Source organism: Paraburkholderia kururiensis JCM 10599 = LMG 19447, assembly GCF_003986935.1.
Classification (GTDB): Bacteria; Pseudomonadota; Gammaproteobacteria; order Burkholderiales; family Burkholderiaceae; genus Paraburkholderia; species Paraburkholderia kururiensis.
In genome coordinates this window covers 54,805-75,242 of sequence record NZ_RJZE01000014.1, presented here as the reverse complement: position 1 = coordinate 75,242, position 20,438 = coordinate 54,805, and the positions used below count along the sequence as shown (strand labels likewise).

At 65.8% G+C, this 20,438-nt stretch carries 20 protein-coding genes; 10 read left to right on the top strand and 10 right to left on the bottom strand.

The window, feature by feature from the left end; genetic code table 11:
* The first annotated feature begins 30 nt into the window (after positions 1–30).
* The 3 genes from kdsB (at position 31) to PKKP23_RS17925 (ending at position 2,720) form a co-directional block, all read left to right on the top strand.
* Positions 31–831, top strand: a complete 801-nt coding sequence (kdsB, locus tag PKKP23_RS17935; RefSeq protein ID WP_126877894.1) for a 3-deoxy-manno-octulosonate cytidylyltransferase — start codon at positions 31–33, stop codon at positions 829–831.
* 294 nt (positions 832–1,125) lie between these two features.
* Positions 1,126–1,788, top strand: coding sequence for an adenylate kinase (gene adk / locus PKKP23_RS17930; protein ID WP_017776906.1), 663 nt, complete (start codon positions 1,126–1,128; stop codon positions 1,786–1,788).
* Between the two features lie 173 nt (positions 1,789–1,961).
* Positions 1,962–2,720, top strand: coding sequence for a 3-hydroxyacyl-CoA dehydrogenase (locus PKKP23_RS17925; RefSeq protein ID WP_126877893.1), 759 nt, complete (start codon positions 1,962–1,964; stop codon positions 2,718–2,720).
* A gap of 121 nt (positions 2,721–2,841) precedes the next feature.
* Here PKKP23_RS17925 and PKKP23_RS17920 read toward each other — a convergent pair whose 3' ends face one another.
* The gene (locus tag PKKP23_RS17920; protein ID WP_042303350.1) at positions 2,842–3,684 is read right to left on the bottom strand and encodes a SirB1 family protein; all 843 of its coding nucleotides are present in this window, start codon (positions 3,682–3,684) and stop codon (positions 2,842–2,844) included.
* Positions 3,685–3,689: 5 nt separating this feature from the next.
* The gene (gene murJ, locus PKKP23_RS17915; protein WP_126877892.1) at positions 3,690–5,240 is read right to left on the bottom strand and encodes a murein biosynthesis integral membrane protein MurJ; all 1,551 of its coding nucleotides are present in this window, start codon (positions 5,238–5,240) and stop codon (positions 3,690–3,692) included.
* A 363-nt stretch (positions 5,241–5,603) separates the two neighbouring features.
* Between murJ and rpsT the strand changes: the two genes are divergently transcribed.
* Positions 5,604–5,879, top strand: a complete 276-nt coding sequence (rpsT, locus tag PKKP23_RS17910; protein ID WP_017776910.1) for a 30S ribosomal protein S20 — start codon at positions 5,604–5,606, stop codon at positions 5,877–5,879.
* Between the two features lie 163 nt (positions 5,880–6,042).
* Here the strand turns inward: rpsT and PKKP23_RS17905 are convergent, their stop codons facing one another.
* Positions 6,043–6,390: a DUF3579 domain-containing protein gene (locus PKKP23_RS17905; RefSeq protein WP_026121871.1), complete on the bottom strand. Its 348-nt coding sequence runs from the start codon at positions 6,388–6,390 to the stop codon at positions 6,043–6,045.
* A 476-nt stretch (positions 6,391–6,866) separates the two neighbouring features.
* Between PKKP23_RS17905 and argF the strand changes: the two genes are divergently transcribed.
* Positions 6,867–7,796: an ornithine carbamoyltransferase gene (argF, locus tag PKKP23_RS17900; RefSeq protein ID WP_126877891.1), complete on the top strand. Its 930-nt coding sequence runs from the start codon at positions 6,867–6,869 to the stop codon at positions 7,794–7,796.
* A 114-nt stretch (positions 7,797–7,910) separates the two neighbouring features.
* Here the strand turns inward: argF and murB are convergent, their stop codons facing one another.
* Positions 7,911–8,972 (bottom strand): UDP-N-acetylmuramate dehydrogenase, encoded by a 1,062-nt coding sequence (murB, locus tag PKKP23_RS17895; protein WP_126877890.1) that lies wholly within the window; start codon positions 8,970–8,972, stop codon positions 7,911–7,913.
* A gap of 154 nt (positions 8,973–9,126) precedes the next feature.
* Between murB and PKKP23_RS17890 the strand changes: the two genes are divergently transcribed.
* Entirely contained in the window at positions 9,127–9,612 is a 486-nt protein-coding gene (locus tag PKKP23_RS17890) for a YajQ family cyclic di-GMP-binding protein (RefSeq protein ID WP_017776914.1), read from the top strand.
* Positions 9,613–9,718: 106 nt separating this feature from the next.
* Here the strand turns inward: PKKP23_RS17890 and plsY are convergent, their stop codons facing one another.
* Together plsY and ybaK are read right to left on the bottom strand one after the other, a co-directional pair.
* A complete protein-coding gene (gene plsY / locus PKKP23_RS17885; protein ID WP_017776915.1) occupies positions 9,719–10,351 on the bottom strand; it encodes a glycerol-3-phosphate 1-O-acyltransferase PlsY in 633 nt (210 codons plus the stop codon).
* A 295-nt stretch (positions 10,352–10,646) separates the two neighbouring features.
* Positions 10,647–11,138, bottom strand: coding sequence for a Cys-tRNA(Pro) deacylase (gene ybaK / locus PKKP23_RS17880; RefSeq protein ID WP_126877889.1), 492 nt, complete (start codon positions 11,136–11,138; stop codon positions 10,647–10,649).
* A gap of 182 nt (positions 11,139–11,320) precedes the next feature.
* Here ybaK and PKKP23_RS17875 point away from each other — a divergent pair, with 182 nt between their 5' ends.
* Positions 11,321–13,081 (top strand): class I adenylate-forming enzyme family protein, encoded by a 1,761-nt coding sequence (locus PKKP23_RS17875; RefSeq protein WP_420873236.1) that lies wholly within the window; start codon positions 11,321–11,323, stop codon positions 13,079–13,081.
* 115 nt (positions 13,082–13,196) lie between these two features.
* Here PKKP23_RS17875 and xerD read toward each other — a convergent pair whose 3' ends face one another.
* The 3 genes from xerD to queG are packed head-to-tail and all read right to left on the bottom strand — an operon-like array spanning position 13,197 to position 16,156.
* Positions 13,197–14,243, bottom strand: a complete 1,047-nt coding sequence (gene xerD / locus PKKP23_RS17870) for a site-specific tyrosine recombinase XerD (RefSeq protein ID WP_240659051.1) — start codon at positions 14,241–14,243, stop codon at positions 13,197–13,199.
* The gene (locus PKKP23_RS17865) at positions 14,240–14,713 is read right to left on the bottom strand and encodes a methylated-DNA--[protein]-cysteine S-methyltransferase (RefSeq protein WP_026121874.1); all 474 of its coding nucleotides are present in this window, start codon (positions 14,711–14,713) and stop codon (positions 14,240–14,242) included. Before PKKP23_RS17865 ends, xerD begins: the two co-directional genes overlap by 4 nt.
* Positions 14,714–14,770: 57 nt before the next feature.
* Positions 14,771–16,156 carry a tRNA epoxyqueuosine(34) reductase QueG gene (gene queG / locus PKKP23_RS17860; protein WP_240659050.1) on the bottom strand — a complete coding sequence of 462 codons (1,386 nt, stop codon included), beginning with the start codon at positions 16,154–16,156 and terminating at the stop codon, positions 14,771–14,773.
* 17 nt (positions 16,157–16,173) lie between these two features.
* Here queG and tsaE point away from each other — a divergent pair, with 17 nt between their 5' ends.
* Together tsaE and PKKP23_RS17850 are read left to right on the top strand one after the other, a co-directional pair.
* Positions 16,174–16,791: a tRNA (adenosine(37)-N6)-threonylcarbamoyltransferase complex ATPase subunit type 1 TsaE gene (gene tsaE / locus PKKP23_RS17855; protein ID WP_240659049.1), complete on the top strand. Its 618-nt coding sequence runs from the start codon at positions 16,174–16,176 to the stop codon at positions 16,789–16,791.
* Positions 16,773–18,338, top strand: a complete 1,566-nt coding sequence (locus tag PKKP23_RS17850) for an N-acetylmuramoyl-L-alanine amidase (protein ID WP_126877887.1) — start codon at positions 16,773–16,775, stop codon at positions 18,336–18,338. The genes tsaE and PKKP23_RS17850 overlap by 19 nt, the downstream gene beginning before the upstream one ends.
* A gap of 125 nt (positions 18,339–18,463) precedes the next feature.
* On the opposite strand, the gene PKKP23_RS17845 is transcribed toward PKKP23_RS17850, so the two are convergent.
* On the bottom strand, positions 18,464–19,363 hold the full coding sequence (locus PKKP23_RS17845; protein ID WP_126877886.1) for an EamA family transporter: 900 nt from the start codon (positions 19,361–19,363) through the stop codon (positions 18,464–18,466).
* Positions 19,364–19,560: 197 nt separating this feature from the next.
* Here PKKP23_RS17845 and PKKP23_RS17840 point away from each other — a divergent pair, with 197 nt between their 5' ends.
* A complete protein-coding gene (locus PKKP23_RS17840; protein WP_126877885.1) occupies positions 19,561–20,436 on the top strand; it encodes a pirin family protein in 876 nt (291 codons plus the stop codon).
* Positions 20,437–20,438: the final 2 nt, after the last annotated feature.

Below are 20,438 nucleotides of genomic sequence, written 5' to 3'. Positions count from 1 at the left end.
ACCGTCCTTCTTTCACCGCCCGTTGCACCGATGACCGCTCCCGCCCATCCGTTCATTGCCGTCGTCCCGGCGCGCCTCGCGTCGACACGTCTGCCCAACAAGCCGCTCGCCGACATCGGCGGCAAGCCCATGGTGGTGCGCGTGGCCGAGCGCGCGCAGGCGTCGGGCGCAAGCCAGGTGCTGATCGCCTCCGACGCGCAGGCCGTGCTCGATGCCGCGCGCAACCACGGCTTCGAAGCGGTGATGACGCGCGCCGATCATCCCTCGGGCACCGACCGCCTCGCGGAAGTCGCGACGACCTTCGGCTGGAGCGACGACACGATCGTCGTCAACGTGCAGGGCGACGAGCCGTTGATCGACCCCGCGCTGGTGTGCGACGTTGCGTCGCACCTCGCAGCGAATCCGGACTGCGCCATCGCGACGGCGGCACACCGCATCACCGATCCCGCCGAGATCTTCAACCCGAACGTCGTGAAGGTCGTGCTCGATGCGCGCAGCCTCGCGCTCTACTTCTCGCGCGCACCCATTCCGTGGGCGCGCGATGCATGGCAGCCCCACTGGCCCAACGTCGCGGCCATGCCCGCGCCGCCCGCGCCGGCAACGGTGTATCGGCACATCGGCCTCTATGCGTATCGTGCGCGATTCCTGCGCGCCTACCCTACGCTTGCCCGCTCGCCGATCGAAGAAGTCGAGGCGCTCGAACAACTGCGCGCGATGTGGCATGGCGAGCGCATCGCAGTGCTCGTGGCCGCCGATGCGCCGGCGCCCGGTGTCGATACACCCGCCGATCTTGCCCGCGTTCAGGCGCTTTTCGGGCTGACAACGCAGTAAGCCATGGCATAATCGGACGTTCGCGCGCGCCTTCCCAAGCCTTTGTGCGCCAGGGTTTCCCCGTGTTTCCCGATGCCAATGCCGACGCCCATGCGTGATGCGCCAGCCTTGCTGCGCCGTCTTCAAGACGTTGCTGCGCGAGGCGGCAGCACCGCCGGTGTCGCAGGTGTCGTAACGGAGCGCGAGACCCGCACGAAGGAACAGCAGAAAAACGAGGCAAATGCAGGAACGGCATGCGCAAGGCAGGCTGCCCGCATCGCGCCGCAAGAATTCACATAGATCTGGAGATATCTCATGCGTTTGATCCTGTTGGGCGCCCCCGGTGCGGGCAAGGGTACCCAGGCAAACTTCATCAAGGAAAAGTTCGGCATTCCGCAGATTTCGACAGGCGACATGCTGCGCGCCGCCGTCAAGGCAGGCTCGCCGCTCGGCCTCGAAGCGAAGCGCTTCATGGACGCGGGCGATCTGGTTCCTGACCAGCTCATCATCAACCTCGTGAAAGAACGTCTGCTCGACGCGGACTGCGCGAACGGCTATCTGTTCGACGGTTTTCCGCGCACGCTGCCGCAAGCCGAAGCCATGAAGCAGGCCGGCGTCGCGATCGACTATGTGCTCGAAATCGACGTGCCGTTCAACGAGATCATCGAGCGCATGAGCGGCCGCCGCGTCCACGCGGCATCGGGCCGTACCTATCACGTGAAGTTCAACCCGCCGAAGAACGCGAACGTCGACGACGTCACGGGCGAGCCGCTCATCCAGCGCGACGACGACAAGGAAGAAACGGTGCGCAAGCGCCTCGACGTGTACGTGGCGCAAACGAAGCCGCTCATCGACTACTACCAGGCGTGGGCGCAGCGCGGCGACGAAAACGGCCTCAAGGCGCCCGAATACCGGCGCATTTCAGGCCTCGGCTCCGTGGACGAAATCCGCGCGCGCGTGTTCGACGCGCTCAAGTAAGCCGCCACTCGCCGTTCACAAAACAAGCGCCCCGCCGCATCGGTACGGCGGCACCGCGGCACGGCGACTTTCCGGCTGCTTTCTCCGATTGTCCCCGGCCCCGCGCGCCGTGCCGCGAGGCCGGGGACAAAGAACCTGGACACATCCAGGAAAACCCAGGAGGAGCAGCAACGATGGAAATTCGCGACAACGTTTTTCTGATCACCGGCGCAGCATCGGGTCTGGGCGCAGCCACGGCGCGCCTGATCGCCAACGAGGGCGGCAAAACCGTTCTCGCCGATCTCAATGAAGAAGCCGGCCACGCGCTGGCGAAAGAGCTGGGCGGCGTGTTCGTCCGGTGCAATGTGGCGAGCGAGGAGGACGGCGAGCGCGCCGTTGCCGCCGCGCTCGCGCTGGGCTCGCTGCGCGGGCTCGTGAACTGCGCGGGCATTGCGCCGGCCGCGAAGACAGTCGGCAAGGAAGGTCCGCATCCGCTCGACATCTTCACGAAGACCCTTTCGGTCAACCTCATCGGCACCTTCAACATGATTCGTCTCGCCGCCTCGGCGATGGCGAAGAACGAGCCGAATGCCGCGGGCGAACGCGGAGTAATCGTGAATACGGCCTCGGTGGCCGCGTACGACGGCCAGATCGGCCAGGCCGCCTATGCGGCATCGAAAGGCGGCGTGGTGGCCATGACGCTGCCCGTGGCGCGCGACCTGTCGCGCAATGCCATCCGCGTCATGACCATCGCACCAGGCATCTTCGAAACGCCGATGCTGCTGGGCATGCCCAAGGAAGTGCAGGACGCGCTCGGTGCGATGGTGCCGTTCCCCTCGCGACTCGGCAAACCCGCCGAGTACGCGATGCTCGTCAAGCAGATCTTCGACAATCCGATGCTCAACGGCGAAGTGATTCGCCTCGACGGCGCGATCCGGATGCAACCGAAGTAAGCGCAGGGCGTAGCGCCGCCTTCGCTGCGGCATAAAAAATCCCTCGATGGGGCGCGCCCTTGTCGAGGGATTTTTTCTTGCTGCAAGCGCCTGCGGCTCGCAAGCGCGGCTCTGGCTTCGCTCAATTACCGCCGTGGTTCTCCGTACGCTGCCGCAATTCGTGCAGTTGCGATTCCACGACGGTAGCGTCCTCTGCATCGGGCCGCTCGCCCAGGTAGCGTTCGAGGTCTTCGAGCGCGGGCCGCAGGTAATCGAGCCGCGCGTAGGCAAAGCCACGGTCGCGCACTTCCTCGAGACTCTCCGGCAGCAGGATCACAAGCCGCTGCTGTATGCCGAGCAGGCGCTGCCAGCGCTCCGTCTGCAGATACGTCGACTTCAGGTTGTGCAGCATGCGCGCCACGATCTCGCGCCGCGTGGCCGGCTGCAGCAACATGCGCAGCGCACGCCCCACCGACTCGCCGGCCTTCGCGACGTACGGCTCCAGCATCTCGACCATCTCCGATTCGGACAGCGAGTGTCCGTTGGTCGGGTCCAGCATCACGTCGCCTTCGGGCGTGGAAACACGCAGCAGAAAGTGGCCGGGAAACGATACGCCGCGCACAGGCAGATCGAGCTGGGACGCCATCTCCAGATACAGAATGGCTAGCGAGATGGGAATGCCGCGCCGGCGTTTGAGCACGACGTTCAGGTGGCTGTTATCGGGGTCGTAGTAGTCGTTGAGATTGCAGGCGAAGCCGAGTTCGCGAAAGAAGAAGCGGTTCAGGATGCCCACTTTCTGCCGCACGTCGGCGCCCTCCGGCAGGCGGCGCTTCACGCGCAGGACGAGTTCGTCGATCTCCGCGAGCGTGCCTTGCAGGTCGACGTCCGGGTAGGCGTCCTGCGCGATCGCGAGTGCTGCCTCGGTGAGCGGCAGGCTGTCGTCCTCGGCAACGAGCGCGCTGAAATAATCGAGAACCCGCGTCATGGTGGTCACTTCGCCCGCCTCTTGAAGTACGCGTACTTGAAACCCATCAGCCAAAGCATACCGAAATATAGCGCCGCGAACAGCACGAGACAGGCACCCAGCAACGCGATGCGCATGAAGGGTTGGCGGTGCATGCCGATCCAGTCGAAGTTGATCGCGAACCAGTGCATGGTGCCTGCCAGCACGAGGCATGCCCCGAGCAGTTGCACGAAAAATGCCGTCCAACCCGGCAGCGGCGAATAGATGCCGCGTCGGCGCAAACCGATGAACAGCAGCAGCGCGTTCATGCAAGCGCCGAGCCCGACCGACAAGGTCAGCCCGGCGTGCGCGAAGATGGGCACGAACACGTAGTTGCCGACCTGGGTCGCGACAAGCACCGCAACGCCGATCTTCACCGGCGTCTTGATATCCTGGCGCGCGTAAAAACCGGGCGCGAGAATCTTGATGAGAATGAGTCCGACCAGCCCCACGCCGTAAGCCGAGAGCGCGCGGCCCACCATGACGACGGAGCGGCCGTTGAAGAGCCCGTAGTGGAACAGCGTGGCCGTGAGCGGCTCGGCGAAGAAGAAGAGCGCAATGGCGCTGGGCGCAGCGAGCAGGAACGTCACGCGCAGGCCCCAGTCGAGCAGCGCGGAATATTCGTGCGTGTCCGCGTCCACGTGCGCCTTCGAGAGGCTGGGCAGCAGGATCGTACCCAAGGCAACGCCGAGCAGCGCGGTGGGGAACTCCATCAGGCGGTCCGCGTAGTTGATCCACGAAACCGCGCCGGCGCCCAGGCGCGATGCGATGTTGGTATTGATGATGAGGCTGATCTGTGCGACCGACACCGCGAACATCGCGGGCACCATCTTCGCAAGCACACGCTTCACGCCCCGGTGGGCGAGCGCCGCGACGGGCCGCATGGTGATGCGCGGCATCATGTCGATTTTCTTCAGCCCCGGCAGTTGCACGATGAACTGCAACACCCCGCCCACGATCACGGCCCATGCGAGTGCATAGACGGGCTGCTTCATATGCGGCGCCACGAATACTGCCGCGGCGATGAACGACACGTTGAGCAGCACCGGCGCGAAGGCGGGCAGCGAGAAGAGCTTGTAGGTGTTGAGCACGCCCGACGCAAGCGACGTGAGCGAGATGAACACGATGTACGGGAACATGATCCGCGTCATCACGACGGCCAGCCTGAACGCCTCGCCCTCGGCCTGCAGACCGGACGCAACCACCAGCACGACCCACGACGCGCCCACGATGCCGAGCAGCGAAAGCACGGCCAGCGTCCACGCGAGTACGGTGGACATCGCGTCCACGAGCGCGCGGGTTGCATCGTGGCCCTTCTGGTTCTTGAACTCGGCGAGGATGGGGACGAATGCCTGCGAAAACGCGCCTTCGGCGGAAATGCGGCGCAACAGGTTCGGAATGCGGAAAGCGACGTAGAAAGCGTCGGTGAACTGGCTCGCGCCGAACGCGCGGGCAATCAGCGTTTCGCGGGCCAGTCCGGTCACGCGCGACAGCAGCGTGAAGCCGCTGACCGTCAGCAGGGCTCGGAATAGATTCATGGGGCGCTTATTATACGGAAGCCGGGTGATGGGCTCGACAGCCCGCTGGCCGGCCCGCGCAGCGGACGCTCGTGCACGCGGCGCAGCGCGCGGCAGCGAGGCCAGGGCACAAGCGAGATCGGACCGGTCGCGCGTACAAACGTTCGCTGATCGGCAACATCAGGCGGAAATGGCCTGTCAGCCGTCCCCTCAGCCCGCCCAAGCTTGGCCGCAGTCTTCATTTGCCACAGCCCTGATTTTGTTGCTATAATCGCCGGTTTCGAAGCTCGTCCGGCTTGCCGGGCACTGAAAGCAAGGGAACCGGCGGTAAATCTCCGGGCCTTTCGCCGCGATCACAGCAGGAAACAGGACAAGGGAACCGTCATGGCTAACACCGCACAAGCACGCAAGCGCGCCCGTCAGGCCGCCAAAGCCAATTCGCACAACTCGGCGCTGCGCTCGAAGTTCCGTACCGCCATCAAGGCCGTTCGCAAGGCAATCGAAGCCGGCGACAAGGCCAAGGCCGCCGAGATCTTCCAGGCATCGGCAAAGACGATGGACATCATTGCCGACAAGAAGATCGTTCACAAGAACAAGGCCGCTCGTCACAAGAGCCGCCTCGCTGCCGCCGTCAAGGCGCTGCAGGCAAGCGCGCAGTAAATCCGGCAGGCCCGCACAGCGGGCCGCCTCCTGTTTCCACTGCGCAACAAAAAAAGCCCGCTTCGGCGGGCTTTTTTTGTTGCCGCTTGCCCGTCTCGCAAACGGTACAAGCAAGCGGTGCAAGCAAGGCACCGCGCCGAGATGGGCCGCGCGTAGAGCGTCGTTAGCGGTCTTTGGCTTTTTGCTGCGTGCCGTGTTCCGGCGGCAATTCGCAGGCCTCGGTCACAACCAGATCGTTGTCTTTCGCGAAGTTCATGACGAAATCGAACGCCATGGGTTCGATGTCACGCAACCGGGAATCGAGAATCACGCACTTGAGGTCGCCGATCATGGTGGGCCGCACGTAGCGCGAATACTGCAGACGGGCGTTCGGTCCCCGCAACTCCCGCGCACTAGGACCGAAGCATGACATGACGCCGGCGAGGCGTTCGGACCAGTCGCTGGGTCGAAACTTTCTCCCGCTTTTGGTAATGCCCTGGATGAAATACTCGGTTGGGGGTGTTTCGGCCATGTAGGAATACCTGAGTGACTGCGCTGCGTTACACCTGGCGTGCCCGCCGTGACGCGTGGCCGGGCTGACGCCCCACCTTCGCGACCCTTCCATGCGCTGCCGGCGTAGCCGGCCCGATGCATCGAAGACCCGTGAGGCGTGCGGCGGGACATGCGGACAGGCCTGCCCGGCATCGTCCCGACCTTATTCTGCGGATAGCCCGCAACCGCACACCGCGGGGGCGTGCGCAGGGTTCACCCGCAAGCGCGAGACCTGCTCGCTGGGCCTGAAAAAACCGGAGCATTATAGCGCACGCCGCTTTTTTCCGCACTGCAACCAAGCCACCACCGGGCCGTTCGGGCAGGCTCCACCGGCCTTCCGGCCGACTCGTCAAACGCGGCAAAATCCTTTATGCTGCATCGACTTACCACCAATCACAGCGGCGTTTCCCGGTACACATCCACCGTGCCGGTCAGGCTAACCGCCGTATTCCTTTCATGACCTCCCGGAACATTCGCCACTACCTGCAGTTCAAGGATTTCTCGCTGGAAGACTACGAGTACGTGCTGGAGCGCGCCCGTATTCTCAAACGCAAATTCAAGAACTACGAGACGTACCATCCGCTGCACGACCGCACGCTCGCGATGATCTTCGAGAAGAACTCAACGCGCACGCGTCTGTCGTTCGAAGCCGGCATTTTCCAGCTTGGCGGCCACGCCGTCTTCATGAGCACGCGCGACACGCAGCTTGGGCGCGGCGAACCGATCGAAGACGCAGCACAGGTCATTTCGCGCATGGTGGACATCATCATGATCCGCACGTTCGGGCAGGACATCATCCAACGCTTCGCGGAAAACTCGCGCGTACCGGTCATCAACGGTCTCACGAACGAGTACCACCCGTGCCAGGTGCTCGCGGACGTGTTCACGTACTACGAACATCGCGGCCCGATTCGCGGCAAGACCGTGGCCTGGGTGGGCGACGCGAACAACATGCTGTACACGTGGATCCAGGCCGCGCAGATTCTGGGCTTCACGCTGCGGCTTTCCACGCCGCCCGGCTACCGGCTCGACTGCGCGCTCGTGGCGCCCGAAAGCGCGCCGTTCGTCGAAGAGTTCGACGACCCGAACGAAGCGTGCGCCGGCGCCGACCTCGTCACGACAGACGTCTGGACCAGTATGGGTTTCGAGGCGGAAAACGAAGCCCGCAAAAAGGCATTCGCGGACTGGTGCGTGGATGCCGACATGATGGCCCGCGCGAAGCCCGACGCCCTCTTCATGCACTGCCTGCCGGCGCACCGCGGCGAGGAAGTGAGCGCGGAAGTGATCGACGGACCGCAAAGCGTGGTCTGGGACGAAGCGGAAAACCGCCTGCACGTCCAGAAAGCGCTGATGGAATTTCTGCTGCTCGGCCGGCTGAATCACTGAGCGGCAAACGCTGGCGCGGGACCGTAGCAGACGCAGACCAACCGGTGGTGAAGACCGCCGGTTTTCGTTTCACGATCTCCTGGCGCCGTGAAACGCGGGCTCGCAGAGCAGCACTCAGAGCACGACCGGCTCGGGTTCCAGTGCCACGCCAAAACGCAGCATCACATCCTGCTGAATGCGCTGCGCGAGCGCGAGCACCTCGGCCCCCGTCGCGCCGCCCCGATTGACAAGCACCAGCGCCTGGCGCTCGTGCACCGCGGCGTGCCCCAACGCGCGGCCCTTCCAGCCGCAACGGTCGATCAGCCAGCCCGCCGCAAGCTTCACGCGTCCGTCGGGCTGCGGATACGACACCACCTCCGGCTCGCGCGCCCGCAACGCCTCGAACTGCACCGCGTCGATCACAGGATTCTTGAAGAAGCTGCCTGCGTTGCCCAGTTCGCGCGGATCGGGCAGCTTCGCGCGCCGCACCGCTACCACCGCATCGAAGATCGCCTGGGCATCGGGATTGTCCGCTTTGCCCTGCGCCGTCAATTCGCGCGCGATATCGGCGTAATCGGCGTGCGACTGCCACGCCTTCGGCAACCTGAAGGTGACCGACGTAATCGCAAACCGGCCGCGGCCTTCGCGCTTGAAGAAGCTGTCTCGATAGCCGAACCGGCAGGCCGCGGCATCGAACTCGTGCGCCGTGCCCGTCGCCAGCTCGATGGCCCGCAGCGACGCGAAGCGCTCGCCCATCTCGAGCCCATACGCACCGATGTTCTGGATGGGCGCCGCGCCCACGGTACCCGGAATCAGCGCGAGATTTTCGAGGCCCGGCATGCCCTGCTCGAGCGTCCAGGCCACGAACTCGTGCCAGGTCTCGCCTGCCGCCGCTTGCACATACCAGGCGTCGCGATCTTCGCGCACCACTTCGCGTCCGCGCAAAGCGACGAACAGCACCAGTCCATCGAAATCGCGCGTCAACACGACGTTGCTGCCGCCGCCCAACACCAGCGTACGCAGCCCCTTTGCGCGCGGATCGGTCAACGCAGCCGCGAACTGCGCTTCGCTTTCGATGCGGCACAGCAAGTGCGCACGCACGTCGAACCCGAAGGTGTTGTGCTCGCGCAAGGGATAGTCGGCGGCAAACCAGACGGGGTCGGCCAGAGAAACAGCGGGAACGGAGGGAACGGACATCGGGGGGCGGCGTGTCTTCACACATGCGGCCGCGCAGCGCGCGCGAGCCTTGGGCAAAAGGGGACGGCGTCGGTAAAATGACGGCCGGTCCGTGATTATAGCGAGTGCGAACGGCGGCTTTGCGCCGCCTCCACTGCACTACTGGGAGAAACCAATGCCATCGTTTGACGTGGTTTGCGAAGCCAACATGATCGAGGTGAAGAACGCGATCGAGCAATCCAACAAGGAAATTTCGACGCGCTTCGACTTCAAGGGCTCCGACGCGCGTGTCGAGCAGAAAGAGCACGAACTCACCGCCTATGCCGACGACGACTTCAAGCTCGGGCAGGTCAAAGACGTGCTGGTGTCGAAAATGGCGAAGCGCAACGTGGACGTGCGCTTCCTCGAGCACGGCAAGATCGAGAAGATCGGCGGCGACAAGGTGAAGCAGGTCATCACCGTGAAGAAGGGCGTGTCCGGCGATCTGGCCAAGAAGATCGTCAGGCTCGTGAAGGACAGCAAAATCAAGGTGCAGGCCAGCATTCAGGGCGACGCAGTGCGCGTTTCAGGCGCCAAGCGCGACGACCTGCAAAGCGTAATCGCAATGCTGCGCAAGGAAGTGAGCGACACGCCGCTCGATTTCAACAACTTCCGCGACTGATCGATTCAAGCGATCAAGCGATCAAACGGCACCCGGCCCAGCGCGGCCGGGCCCCGCCTCCTCACAACGGCAGCCGCAGCCGGCACCGCCCCACTCCAGCATCACGTCAATGCCGGCTACCCGCCGGCGGCGTCGCGCCCTTCTTCTCGCCAATGCGGCTTTCCTTGCCCGCCATCAGCTTGGCAATGTTCGAGCGGTGACGCCAGATGAGCAGCGCGCTCATCGCGAAGACCGCCAGCGTGATCACGTTTGCGCCGAACAGGAAACCGTCGAAGAGCGGGGCGAACACGGCGGCCACGAGCGCCGCCAGCGACGAATAGCGAAAGAAGAACGCAATGATGAGCCACGTGAGCGCCGTGGCGATGCCCAGCACCGGATTGATCGCGAGCAGCACGCCCGCCGCCGTCGCCACGCCCTTGCCACCCTTGAAGCGGAAGAACACCGGGTACAGGTGGCCGAGAAACACGGCAATGGCGGCCAGCGCAATCGCATCGTCGTCCAGGCCGAAGCGCGATGCGAAATGCGCCGTGAGCCACACGGCAAGCCAGCCCTTGAACGCATCGCCGAGCAGCGTGAGGATCGCGGCGGTCTTGTTTCCGCTGCGCAGCACGTTGGTCGCCCCGGGGTTGCCTGAGCCGTACGAGCGCGGGTCGGCGAGACCCATTGCGGCGCTGACGACCACGGCAAACGACACCGAGCCGATCAGATAGGCCAGGACGGCAACGATCAGGTTGTACATGCAGGTAACTCTTCTTGTAATGAATCGGAAGACTGGATGAACGGCTGGGACGGCGCGAACAGCGGGACCATCGCCGGCATCCGCGCGCATGGTCAGGCAGCATCCGTGCAAGCGCGAGCCGGAAAAACCCTGACGCCGGACCCACGCGCCCCACGGCCGCGCCGCCCCGCAAAGGCGCTCATTCTACCGGAGCCCTTTCGTCGCGCGGCCCGCGCGGCACCGGTCAACTCAAACGCCCCTGGTACACTGCTTTGAGGAAAGCGCTGCCGGGCAAAGGCCGCGCTGAGACCTCTACTCAATCGACGCTTGCGCACTGCACCGGTTTGGCCTCCAGCAGCGCAGTCAGCACCGACGGCTCGATACTCACCAGAAAGCCCCGCCGTCCGCCATTCAGATAGATCCGCTCGAGTTCGAGGATGCTCGACTCCACATACACCGGCATGGCCTTGCGCGTGCCGAACGGCGACGTACCGCCCACCAGATACCCGGAATGCCGGTTCGCCACCTCGGGCTTGCAGGGCTCCACGCGCTTTGCGCCGATCTGCCGCGCCAGATTCTTGGTCGAGACCTTGCAGTCGCCATGCATGAGCACGATCAACGGCTTCGCGTGCTCGTCTTCCATAACGAGCGTCTTGACGACGAGATGCTCGTCGACGCCCAGCTGACGCGCCGATTCGGCCGTGCCGCCATGCTCGACGTACTCGTACGGATACTCGTCAAAGGGCACGCCATGGCGCCTGAGGAACTGCGTGGCGGGGGTTTCGGAAACGTGTCGGTTCTTGCTCATCGGCGCATTGTAATGGCCGGTCCGAACGAAGGGTACGACGGGAGGCAAAGCGGGATGAACGAACCGCCCGTTGTCCGTGCCCAGCAGTTATGGCACGATCGTTCGCAATCTGCCGGCGGCGCATCTGTCCGTCGCACATGCCGCACAGGCCGCACAGGCCTCACCCGCCGTCCACGCTCCACATGCCGCACACAGCCAGCTTCGCGCCGCGCCCGTACAATCGCGGCGAAGCACAGGAGGAGACCGCTTTGACCGCCCGCTCGCATCCGCATGCCGCGCCTCACCACGGCGACGCACAGGCGCAGCCCTCGCACACCGCGCCTGTGTCCATCCATTCGTTCGACATCGCCGCGCTGCTCGCCACCCTGCCCGACCGCATCGCCGACATTCCCATTCGACTCGCCGCGCACGACCCGCACCGCGTCGCGCTGATCGAAGATGCGCACGATGCCGACGAAGCAGGCCGCGAGCGCCTACGCGTCATCACGCGCGCGCAGCTCGCCGAGGCCGTGGACGCCACGGCCGCACGCTTGCGCGAGCATGGCGTGCGAGGCGGCGACCGCGTAATGATCGTCGCCGAAAACAGCGTCGCGCAAATCGTGCTGCTCTTCGCCGCGACCCGGCTCGACGCGTGGGCCCTCGTTTCGAACGCGCGGCTCTCGGCGGCCGAACTCGACGCCATTCGCGCACATGCGCGGCCTCGGCTCACGGCCTACGTCGTCGCCAGTTCGCCCGATGCGCGCGCCCACGCGCAACGACACGGCGCCACGCCCGCGCCCGCCGGACCGGTCGATATCGGCGCGTGGCACTGGCAAACCGACAAGAGCGACGCAAGCGACACGCACAACGCGCACAACACCGAAAGCGCACTCGCCGAACCCGTAGAAACGCAAGCCGACCGCCAATGCGCGGCCCTCATCTACACGACAGGCACCACCGGCACGCCGAAGGGCGTGATGCTCTCGCATCGCAACCTGCTGTTCATCGCGGCGGTCTCCAGCACGCTGCGCCGCGTGAACGCCGACGACGTCGTCTACGCCGTGCTGCCCATCTCGCACGTGTACGGTCTCGCGTCGGTGTGCCTCGGCAGCCTGTACGCGGGCGCCACGCTACGGCTTGCGCCGCGCTTCGTGCCCGAAGCGGTGCGCCGCGCGCTGGCCGACGAGCACGTCTCCATCTTTCAGGGCGTGCCAGCGATGCACGCAAAGCTGCTCGACTATCTGCAAACAGAGCATCTCGAATGGCGCGCGCCGCGGCTACGCTTCGCCTACTCGGGCGGCTCGCCGCTCGATGCCGCGCTGAAGGCGCGTGTGGAAAGCGCGTATGGCGTGACGCTCCACAACGGCTACGGCATGACCGAGAGCAGCCCGACCGTGGCGCAGACTCTGCTCGACGCACCCCGCGCGGACTGCTCCGTGGGCCACGCCATTCCAGGCGTCGAAGTGCGCTACGTGTCGCCCGAGGGCCGCGACGTGCCGCGCGGCGAGATCGGCGAACTGTGGGTGCGTGGACCGAACGTGATGCTCGGCTACTACCGCAGCCCGGAACTCACGCGCGCCGCGGTCACCGTAGACGGCTGGCTGAAGACCGGCGACCTCGCGCGCGAGGATCCGGACGGCGCCATGCACATCGTGGGCCGCAGCAAGGAACTCATCATTCGCTCGGGCTTCAACGTGTATCCGTCCGAAGTCGAGCACGTGCTCAACGCGCACCCTGCGGTGATGCAGTCCGCCGTGATCGGACGGCCGGTGGAAGGCAACGAGGAAGTCATCGCCTTCGTGGAGCTCGCCGCGGGCGCCACCGTGACGACGCAGGCGCTAGACGAATGGTGCAGCGCGCGTCTTGCGCCCTACAAGCGGCCCGCGCACATCCGCATCATGCCGGCGCTGCCGGCGGCGTCCACGGGCAAGATCCTGAAGCACAAGCTGCGCGAACTGGTCTGACGGACGCTTTGCCCGGCGCTTGCCGCGCGCCGAGCGGGCGGCAAACGCCGAAGGAACCGCGGGAGAAGGATGCGCGTAGCAGTGAGCTGCGCGTCAACCGCACTTCAACCGCAAATCACCCGCGCGGATGATGCTGCGCGTGCAGCGACTTCAACCGCTCGCGGGCCACGTGGGTGTAGATCTGCGTCGTAGAGATGTCGCTGTGCCCGAGCAGCAGTTGCACGACGCGCAGGTCGGCGCCGTGATTGAGCAGATGCGTGGCGAACGCGTGCCGCAGCGTGTGCGGCGAGAGCGGCGCGTGCACATCGGCTGCGCGCGCGTGTCGTTTGATGATGTTCCAGAACTGCTGGCGCGTCATGCCTTCGGCCCGTGCCGTGACGAAGAGCGCGTCCGTCGTGCGTGCGCCGAGCAACGCGGGCCGCGCGTCGCGCAGATAGCGCGCGATCCACGCGTGCGCCTCTTCGCCGAACGGGATCAGCCGCTCTTTCGAGCCCTTGCCCATCACGCGCACCACGCCTTCGTTGAGGCCGACCTCCACTGTTTTTAGCGTCACGAGTTCCGTCACGCGCAGGCCGCTTGCGTACATCAATTCGAGCATCGTCCGGTCGCGCAGGCCGAGCGGCGTATCGATGTCGGGTGCGCCGAGCAGCGCCTCCACCTGCGCCTCGGAGAGCGTGGACGGAAACCGCGGCGGCTGCTTCGCCGAGCGGATGCGCACCGTAGGGTCGCCCTGCGCGCGGTGCTCGCGCACGGCCCAGCCGTAGTAGCGCCGGAACACCGAGAGCCGACGGTTCGCCGAGGTCGATTTGCTCTCCTTGCGCGCCGCGCTGTAGGCGAGCAGATCGGTTTCGGTGGCGGTATCCAGCGAGCCGTTGCGCGCCTTCGCGAGCCATTCGGCAAAAAGACGCAGATCGCGCCGGTAGGCGTCGAGCGTGTTGCGCGACAGACCATGTTCGAGCCAGAGCGAATCGCAAAAGGCGTCGATCGAGGCAAGGCTCACGGTGAGCAGCGGCGAAGCGGCTATGGTTTCCTCGGCTGCGGTTTCCGTTGTCGCTGTTTCTGCCGTCACCGTTTCTGCGCCCGCGAGGTCGGCAGAAGCGGCGCCCGGCGTTGGCGCGATGTCGTCTGGTTGCGTGGCGGCGCGTTTGATGTCAGTCGTCATGCGTAGGGCACACCCTCGTGTGCGAGCAGCCACCGCTTCACTTTGCGGAAGTAGCCGTCGTCGTCGTGATTCGCGAATCCGCCGATGCCGCCCGAAGCCACCACGCGGTGGCACGGAATGACGAGCGGAAAATAGTTGGCGCCGCAGGCCTGGCCGACCGCGCGCGGCGAGCCGCAACTCACGGCCTTCGCGAGCTGGCCGTAGGTCAGCACGATGCCGGGCGGAATCTCGCTGATGGCCTGCCAGACGCGCCGCTGAAACGCGGTGCCTACTTCAGCGAGCGGCAGATCGAAGGTGGCCGAGGCGCGCTCGAAATACCGCTCGATCTGCTGCACCGCGCGGCGCGTGAGCGCCGAATCGGGCGCCACGTTCTTCACCGACTCGGGCAGATAGACGATCTCGCGCACGGCATCGGCCTGAGTGCGAATGCCCACCTTGCCGAACGGCGCATCGATCACGGCGTTGAACATCATGTTGCGTTCTCCTCATCGCGGGCGCGGGCAGGGCCACGGCCGCGCCCCGCTACTCTACGCTGCCTCGAGCGCCCATTGCACGTGCTCGCGCACGAGCGGCGACGCGTCGCCGGCACGTCGGCGCAGCGCTTCTACGATGGCCTCGCGCGCTTCGGCTGGCAAAGCCGTTGAGCGCAGCGCGTTGCCCATGCCGACCGCGAGATTGCGCAACCAGCACGCGTAACCGATCCGGCGAATCGCGCTGCCTTGCAGGCGCGTGTCGAAGTCGCTCTCGGTCCATTCGAACAGCTCGACCAGCGACGCGCGGTCCAGCCCGTGCCGCACGTCGAAATCGTCAACGGGCGCGGCCTGCGCGAACTTGTTCCACGGACACACGAGCTGGCAATCGTCGCAGCCATACACACGATTGCCGATCAGCGGCCGCAAGTCCTGGGGAATGCTGCCCTTCAGCTCGATGGTGAGATACGAGATGCAGCGCCGGGCGTCCACTTGATAAGGCGCCACGATCGCCCCCGTGGGACAGGCACCGATGCAGCGCGTGCAACTGCCGCAATGCGCGCCCGCAGTTTCGGGCGCGTGTGCCGAATGCGGGGCAGCGGCTTCAGCGTCCGGCCGCGCGATCGTTGGTGCGTCGTACGTGCGTGAATCTGCGGTCGCATTGGCTACATTCGCTGCGCCGGCGGCATCGCCCCCGTGCCACTCGGCATCGGTGGGCAACGGCAAGTCCACATAGATTTCACCGAGAAAGAAGAGCGACCCGGCGTCGCGCTGCAGCAGCAACGTGTGCTTGCCGCGCCAGCCGATGCCGGCCTTCTGCGCCAGCTCGACTTCGAGCACCGGCGCTGAATCCGTGAAGACGCGGTAGCCGCAGGCACCGATCTCGTCTTCGATACGCTGCGCGAGGTGCTGCAGCCGCTGGCGCAAAACCTTGTGATAGTCGCGGCCGCGCGCGTAGACGGAGACAACCGCCGCGGCAGGGTCAGCCAGCCGCGCGCGCTCGCGGTCCCGCCAGTCGTCACGAGCGGGCTGCGAGGGTGGCGTGCCTTGCGAAGCACTTTCATCGTGCTCACGGGTCGCTTCGACGGCGAGCGCCGAAGCCGGCAAATAGGCCATGCGCGCGGTGATCACGCGTCGCGTTCCGGCCACAAGCTCAGCCGGGCGTGCGCGTTTGAGCCCATGTTTGGCCATATAATCCATCTCGCCGTGGCAGCCTGCTTCGAGCCACGCGGCAAGGCCCGCTTCGGCATCGGAGAGGTCGGTATCGCTGATACCGATCGCACCGAAACCCAGTTCGCGCCCCCACGCCCGAATGCGCGCCGCAAGCGACGCCAGCGCCTCATTCGAGGGCGCGTCCCGGCCAGCATGCACACCATCACGACCGCTCGCGCTGTCGTGCTCTGGCAAGGGTGTGCAGGAAGAGAGAGGCGAACTTCGGTTCATCACGCCATTTTACGAGAATGCCCAATACGCCCGGTACCGCCGGCACGTCAGGCCACGAAGCACTCACCAGCCTGGCTCACGCCACCGTCCTGCTCGAGCGCCACTTCGCGCTCGCGGACGACGCGGCCACCCAGGCGTTCGGCGCGCGCGCAGCGCACGCGATTGCCGAGGTACGCCACGCCAAGGCGAGCGCCGAGGCAACGCAAGGCGGCGCGGCATTCGAGGGCCTGCAGGTGCAACTGACCGGCGACCTGGGCGCCGGCAAGACCACGCTCGTGCGGGCCATGCTGCGCGGTTTCGGCCACATCGGCCGGGTGCGCAGTCCGACCTACACGCTCGTCGAACCCTATGCCGTGGAAACGCCGGATGGGGAACTCGAGCTCTATCACTTCGATTTGTACCGCTTTGCCGATCCGGCCGAATGGGCCGATGCCGGCTTTCGCGAGTACTTCGGCAGCGGCGCGATCTGCCTCGTCGAATGGCCTCAGCGGGCAGGCGCGCTGCTCGGCGTGCCGGATCTCGTTTTTTCGCTCGACGTCGTGAGCGAACTGCGGAACGGCAAAGAGCATGACGCGCGTGCCCTCACCGCGCGCGCGTACAGCGAAACAGGAAAGGCATGTCTGGAAAGATGTTAATCAAACCGTTCCGCTCCATAGAATCCGCCGCCACCGCGAGCCACAACTGGCGACGCCGGCAGATCCTGCGGGCGGGCGCGTCCACGCTCGTGCTCGGGCTCGTTGCGCCGCGCCTCGCCTGGGCAACGTCGGTGGTCGGCGTGCGTGTGTGGCCGGCGCGCGACTACACGCGCGTCACCATCGAATCGGATCAGCCGCTGCAGAACACGCAGCAGCTTCTGCAAGGACCGGACCGGCTCGTGGTCGACCTCAACGGGCTCGACCTCGACCAGTCGCTGCGCGACCTGGTCTCCAAGATCACGCCGAACGATCCGCAGATTCAGTCCGTGCGCGTGGGGCAATATCAGCCGCACGTGGTGCGCATGGTGTTCGACCTCAAAGGCCAGGTGAAGCCGCAGGTGTTCACGCTGCAGCCTGTGGGCTCGTACCGCTACCGGCTCGTCTTCGACCTCTACCCGGCCGTGGCACCTGACCCGTTGATGGACCTGCTTGCGCAGACCGAGCGCAAGGAGCAGCAGCTCAATGAGAACAGCGCCCCGCCCGCGGCCACGCTGGGCGGCCCCAACACGCCGCCCGGCTCAGCCGACAACAGCGAGGCGTTCTTCCAGCGCTACGCGCAGAACGGCGGTTCGGCGGGCGACGTGCCGCGGCCACCCTCGGCGGCACATACGCCGCCCGCCGCGGGCGCGAATGGTCCCGCGGGTCCGCGCGCCACACCGAAGCCCACGCAGCCGCCTGCCGCCATCGCGCGGGACAAGAGCGGCGGCAACACGGACGACGGCACCGACAGCGACACCTACGCGTTCACCACACCGAAAGGCGGCCGGGGCAACACAGTGCGCCTGCTCACCGTCGCGATCGACCCCGGCCATGGCGGCGAAGACCCGGGCGCCATCGGCAGCGGCGGTAGCTACGAGAAGCACATCGCCCTCGACGTCGCGAAGAAACTGCGCGCGAAGATCGACGCCCAGCCCAACATGCGCGCCATGATGACGCGCGACGCCGACTTCTTCGTGCCGCTCAACGTGCGCGTGCAGAAGGCGCGGCGCGTGGGCGCGGACCTGTTCGTCTCGATCCACGCCGATGCGTTCACCACGCCCGAAGCGCGCGGCTCCTCCGTGTTCGCGCTCTCGGAACACGGTGCGTCGAGCGCCGCGGCGCGCTGGATGGCGAACAAGGAAAACTCGTCGGACCTGATTGGCGGCATCAACATCAAGACTGCGGACGCCACCGTCAACCGCGCGCTCTTCGACATGTCCACCACCGCGCAGATTCGCGACTCGCTGCGCTACGGCAACTTCGTGCTCAAGGAGATTGGCGACATCAACAAGCTGCACAAGGGTGCGGTGGAACAGGCGGGCTTCGCCGTGCTGAAGGCGCCGGACATTCCGTCGATCCTCGTGGAGACCGCCTTCATCAGCAACCCGGACGAAGAGCGCAAGCTCAACGACGACAGCTATCGCGACCAGATGGCCGACGCCATCATGAAGGGCATCAAGCGGTACTTCGCAGCGAATCCGCCGCTGGCGAAAAGCCGGATGACGTAAGGGGCGAGGAGCGTACGCGGTGCACGCTCCGCGCACGTCTTGCCGGTGCCCCGCCAGGCGCTCACCGGCTTGAACCGTGCCCGCATCGGCGTCCTGCCGAACGATCGCAGCACGACGCCGAACCCTCAACGCGCAGCCGCAAAACGCTGCGCCACCCAGCCGCCAAACACGTTCACGACCAGCCCGAGCATGACGAGCCCGGCGCCCGCGACCTGGACCGTCGACAGATGCTCGCCCAGCAGCAGCGCGGCCGATGCCAGCCCGACAATCGGCACGAGCAGCGAGAATGGCGCCACCTGCGAGGCCGGATAGCGCGAAAGCAGCCGGCTCCACAGCCCGTAGCCCAGAATGGTCGCCACGAAGGCGAGATAGACGATGGCGAGTATCGAGGTCACGCCGATGCCGCTCAGCGCCGCCGCCATGCGCGCCGGCCCTTCCATCACGTACGACAACGCCAGAAACGGCAGCGGCGGAATGAGGCTGCCCCACACGACGAGCGCCACAAGGTCCACCTTGCCCACTTTCTTCGTCACGATGTTGCCGAGCGCCCAGAGCACCGCCGCGCACAGCGTGAGGAGGAAGCCCGCGAGCGTCATCGAATGGCCGCCCGACGAGCCCGCCGCGCTCACGGTGCCGATCACGGCCAGGCCCGCGGCCGCGATCGCGAGACCTGCGAGGTTCTGCACGCGAAAGCGCTCGTGCAGGAACAGCACGGCGAACCCGAACGTGAAAAACGCCTGCGCCTGAAGCACCAGCGAAGCGAGCCCCGCTGGCATGCCCACATACAGCGCGTAGAACAGAAACGCGAACTGGCCGAAGGAAATGGTTGCGCCGTAGGCGAAGAGCCAGCGCAACGGCACGCGCGGACGCTTCACGAAAAAGACCGCCGGCACCGCGGCGAGCATGAACCGAAGCGCACCCAGCAGCATGGGCGGCACACCGTGCAGACCCACCTTGATCACCACGAAGTTGACGCCCCACGCCACCACGACGACAAGCGCGAGCAACAGGTCTTTCGGCGACATGGCCGGCTCCTCCTTTCTGTTTTATTGAAGTTTTTCCTGCGTTTCTGCTGGACGTGGCCGAGTTTAGCCTGGGGCTCCCGACACTCGCCGAGGCGGCCCCGGTGCGCCGATGGCCCTGCTGCACAGGCTCCAGGTACCGTCGCGCCGCATGAGGCTAGAATGGGCCCGTCGCTCGCCCAGGCCACCAAGGAATCCTCATGTCCCCTGCGATTAAAGCAGTCCTCAAGCCTCATGAACGCGACATCGGCAACCTCATGGTGCGCCGCGTCTTGCCGGCGCTCGCCGCGCGCCTCGTCGGGCCGTTCATCTTCTTCGACCACATGGGCCCCGCCACGCTCGCGCCCGGCTCCGGCATCGACGTGCGTCCGCATCCGCATATCGGGCTCGCCACCGTCACGTATCTGTTCGACGGGGCCATCATGCATCGCGACAGCCTCGGCTCTGCGCAGAAGATCGTGCCCGGCGACGTGAACTGGATGACCGCGGGCCGCGGTATCGTCCACTCCGAACGCACGCCCGAAGAAGACCGCGCGCGCGGCATGACGGTGCACGGCATCCAGACCTGGGTCGCACTGCCCGTGGAGGACGAAGACATCGAGCCTTCGTTCGCTCACCATCCGGGCGCCACGCTGCCGCAACTCGAGCGCAACGGCGTGACGCTGCGCGTCATTGCCGGCACGGCGTTCGGCCAGACGTCGCCGGTCGAAACCTTCTCGGGCACGCTCTATGTCGCAGCACACTTCGCGCCCGGCGCGGCCTTCGCGCTCGAACCGGAGCACGAAGAACGCGGCGTGTATCTCGTGGAGGGCGACCTCGCCATCGACGGCACGCCACTCGACCCCTACCGCATGGCCGTGCTCGTGCCCGGCGAAACCGTGACGCTCGCGAGCACGCGCGGCGCCACGGTCATGCTGCTGGGCGGCGAGAAACTTGCAGGCGAGCGGTTCATCGAATGGAATTTCGTGTCGAGTTCGCGCGACAAAATCGAGCACGCCAAGACGGCGTGGATGAACCAGCAGATGGGCCAGGTGCCCGGGGAAACGGACTGGATTCCGTTGCCGCAGAAGAAGTAGCT

Coding starts and splice junctions, on each gene's coding strand:
- murJ (WP_126877892.1), bottom strand. CDS start 5,240: ATGAATCTATTCCGAGCCCTGCTGACGGTCAGCGGCTTCACGCTGCTG.
- PKKP23_RS17845 (WP_126877886.1), bottom strand. CDS start 19,363: ATGTCGCCGAAAGACCTGTTGCTCGCGCTTGTCGTCGTGGTGGCGTGG.
- ybaK (WP_126877889.1), bottom strand. CDS start 11,138: ATGAGCAAGAACCGACACGTTTCCGAAACCCCCGCCACGCAGTTCCTC.
- rpsT (WP_017776910.1), top strand. CDS start 5,604: ATGGCTAACACCGCACAAGCACGCAAGCGCGCCCGTCAGGCCGCCAAA.
- argF (WP_126877891.1), top strand. CDS start 6,867: ATGACCTCCCGGAACATTCGCCACTACCTGCAGTTCAAGGATTTCTCG.
- PKKP23_RS17865 (WP_026121874.1), bottom strand. CDS start 14,713: ATGTTCAACGCCGTGATCGATGCGCCGTTCGGCAAGGTGGGCATTCGC.
- adk (WP_017776906.1), top strand. CDS start 1,126: ATGCGTTTGATCCTGTTGGGCGCCCCCGGTGCGGGCAAGGGTACCCAG.
- xerD (WP_240659051.1), bottom strand. CDS start 14,243: ATGACGACTGACATCAAACGCGCCGCCACGCAACCAGACGACATCGCG.
- plsY (WP_017776915.1), bottom strand. CDS start 10,351: ATGTACAACCTGATCGTTGCCGTCCTGGCCTATCTGATCGGCTCGGTG.
- PKKP23_RS17920 (WP_042303350.1), bottom strand. CDS start 3,684: ATGACGCGGGTTCTCGATTATTTCAGCGCGCTCGTTGCCGAGGACGAC.
- PKKP23_RS17905 (WP_026121871.1), bottom strand. CDS start 6,390: ATGGCCGAAACACCCCCAACCGAGTATTTCATCCAGGGCATTACCAAA.
- PKKP23_RS17850 (WP_126877887.1), top strand. CDS start 16,773: ATGTCTGGAAAGATGTTAATCAAACCGTTCCGCTCCATAGAATCCGCC.
- PKKP23_RS17875 (WP_420873236.1), top strand. CDS start 11,321: ATGCCGCACACAGCCAGCTTCGCGCCGCGCCCGTACAATCGCGGCGAA.
- queG (WP_240659050.1), bottom strand. CDS start 16,156: ATGAACCGAAGTTCGCCTCTCTCTTCCTGCACACCCTTGCCAGAGCAC.
- PKKP23_RS17840 (WP_126877885.1), top strand. CDS start 19,561: ATGTCCCCTGCGATTAAAGCAGTCCTCAAGCCTCATGAACGCGACATC.
- PKKP23_RS17890 (WP_017776914.1), top strand. CDS start 9,127: ATGCCATCGTTTGACGTGGTTTGCGAAGCCAACATGATCGAGGTGAAG.
- murB (WP_126877890.1), bottom strand. CDS start 8,972: ATGTCCGTTCCCTCCGTTCCCGCTGTTTCTCTGGCCGACCCCGTCTGG.
- tsaE (WP_240659049.1), top strand. CDS start 16,174: ATGCCCAATACGCCCGGTACCGCCGGCACGTCAGGCCACGAAGCACTC.
- PKKP23_RS17925 (WP_126877893.1), top strand. CDS start 1,962: ATGGAAATTCGCGACAACGTTTTTCTGATCACCGGCGCAGCATCGGGT.
- kdsB (WP_126877894.1), top strand. CDS start 31: ATGACCGCTCCCGCCCATCCGTTCATTGCCGTCGTCCCGGCGCGCCTC.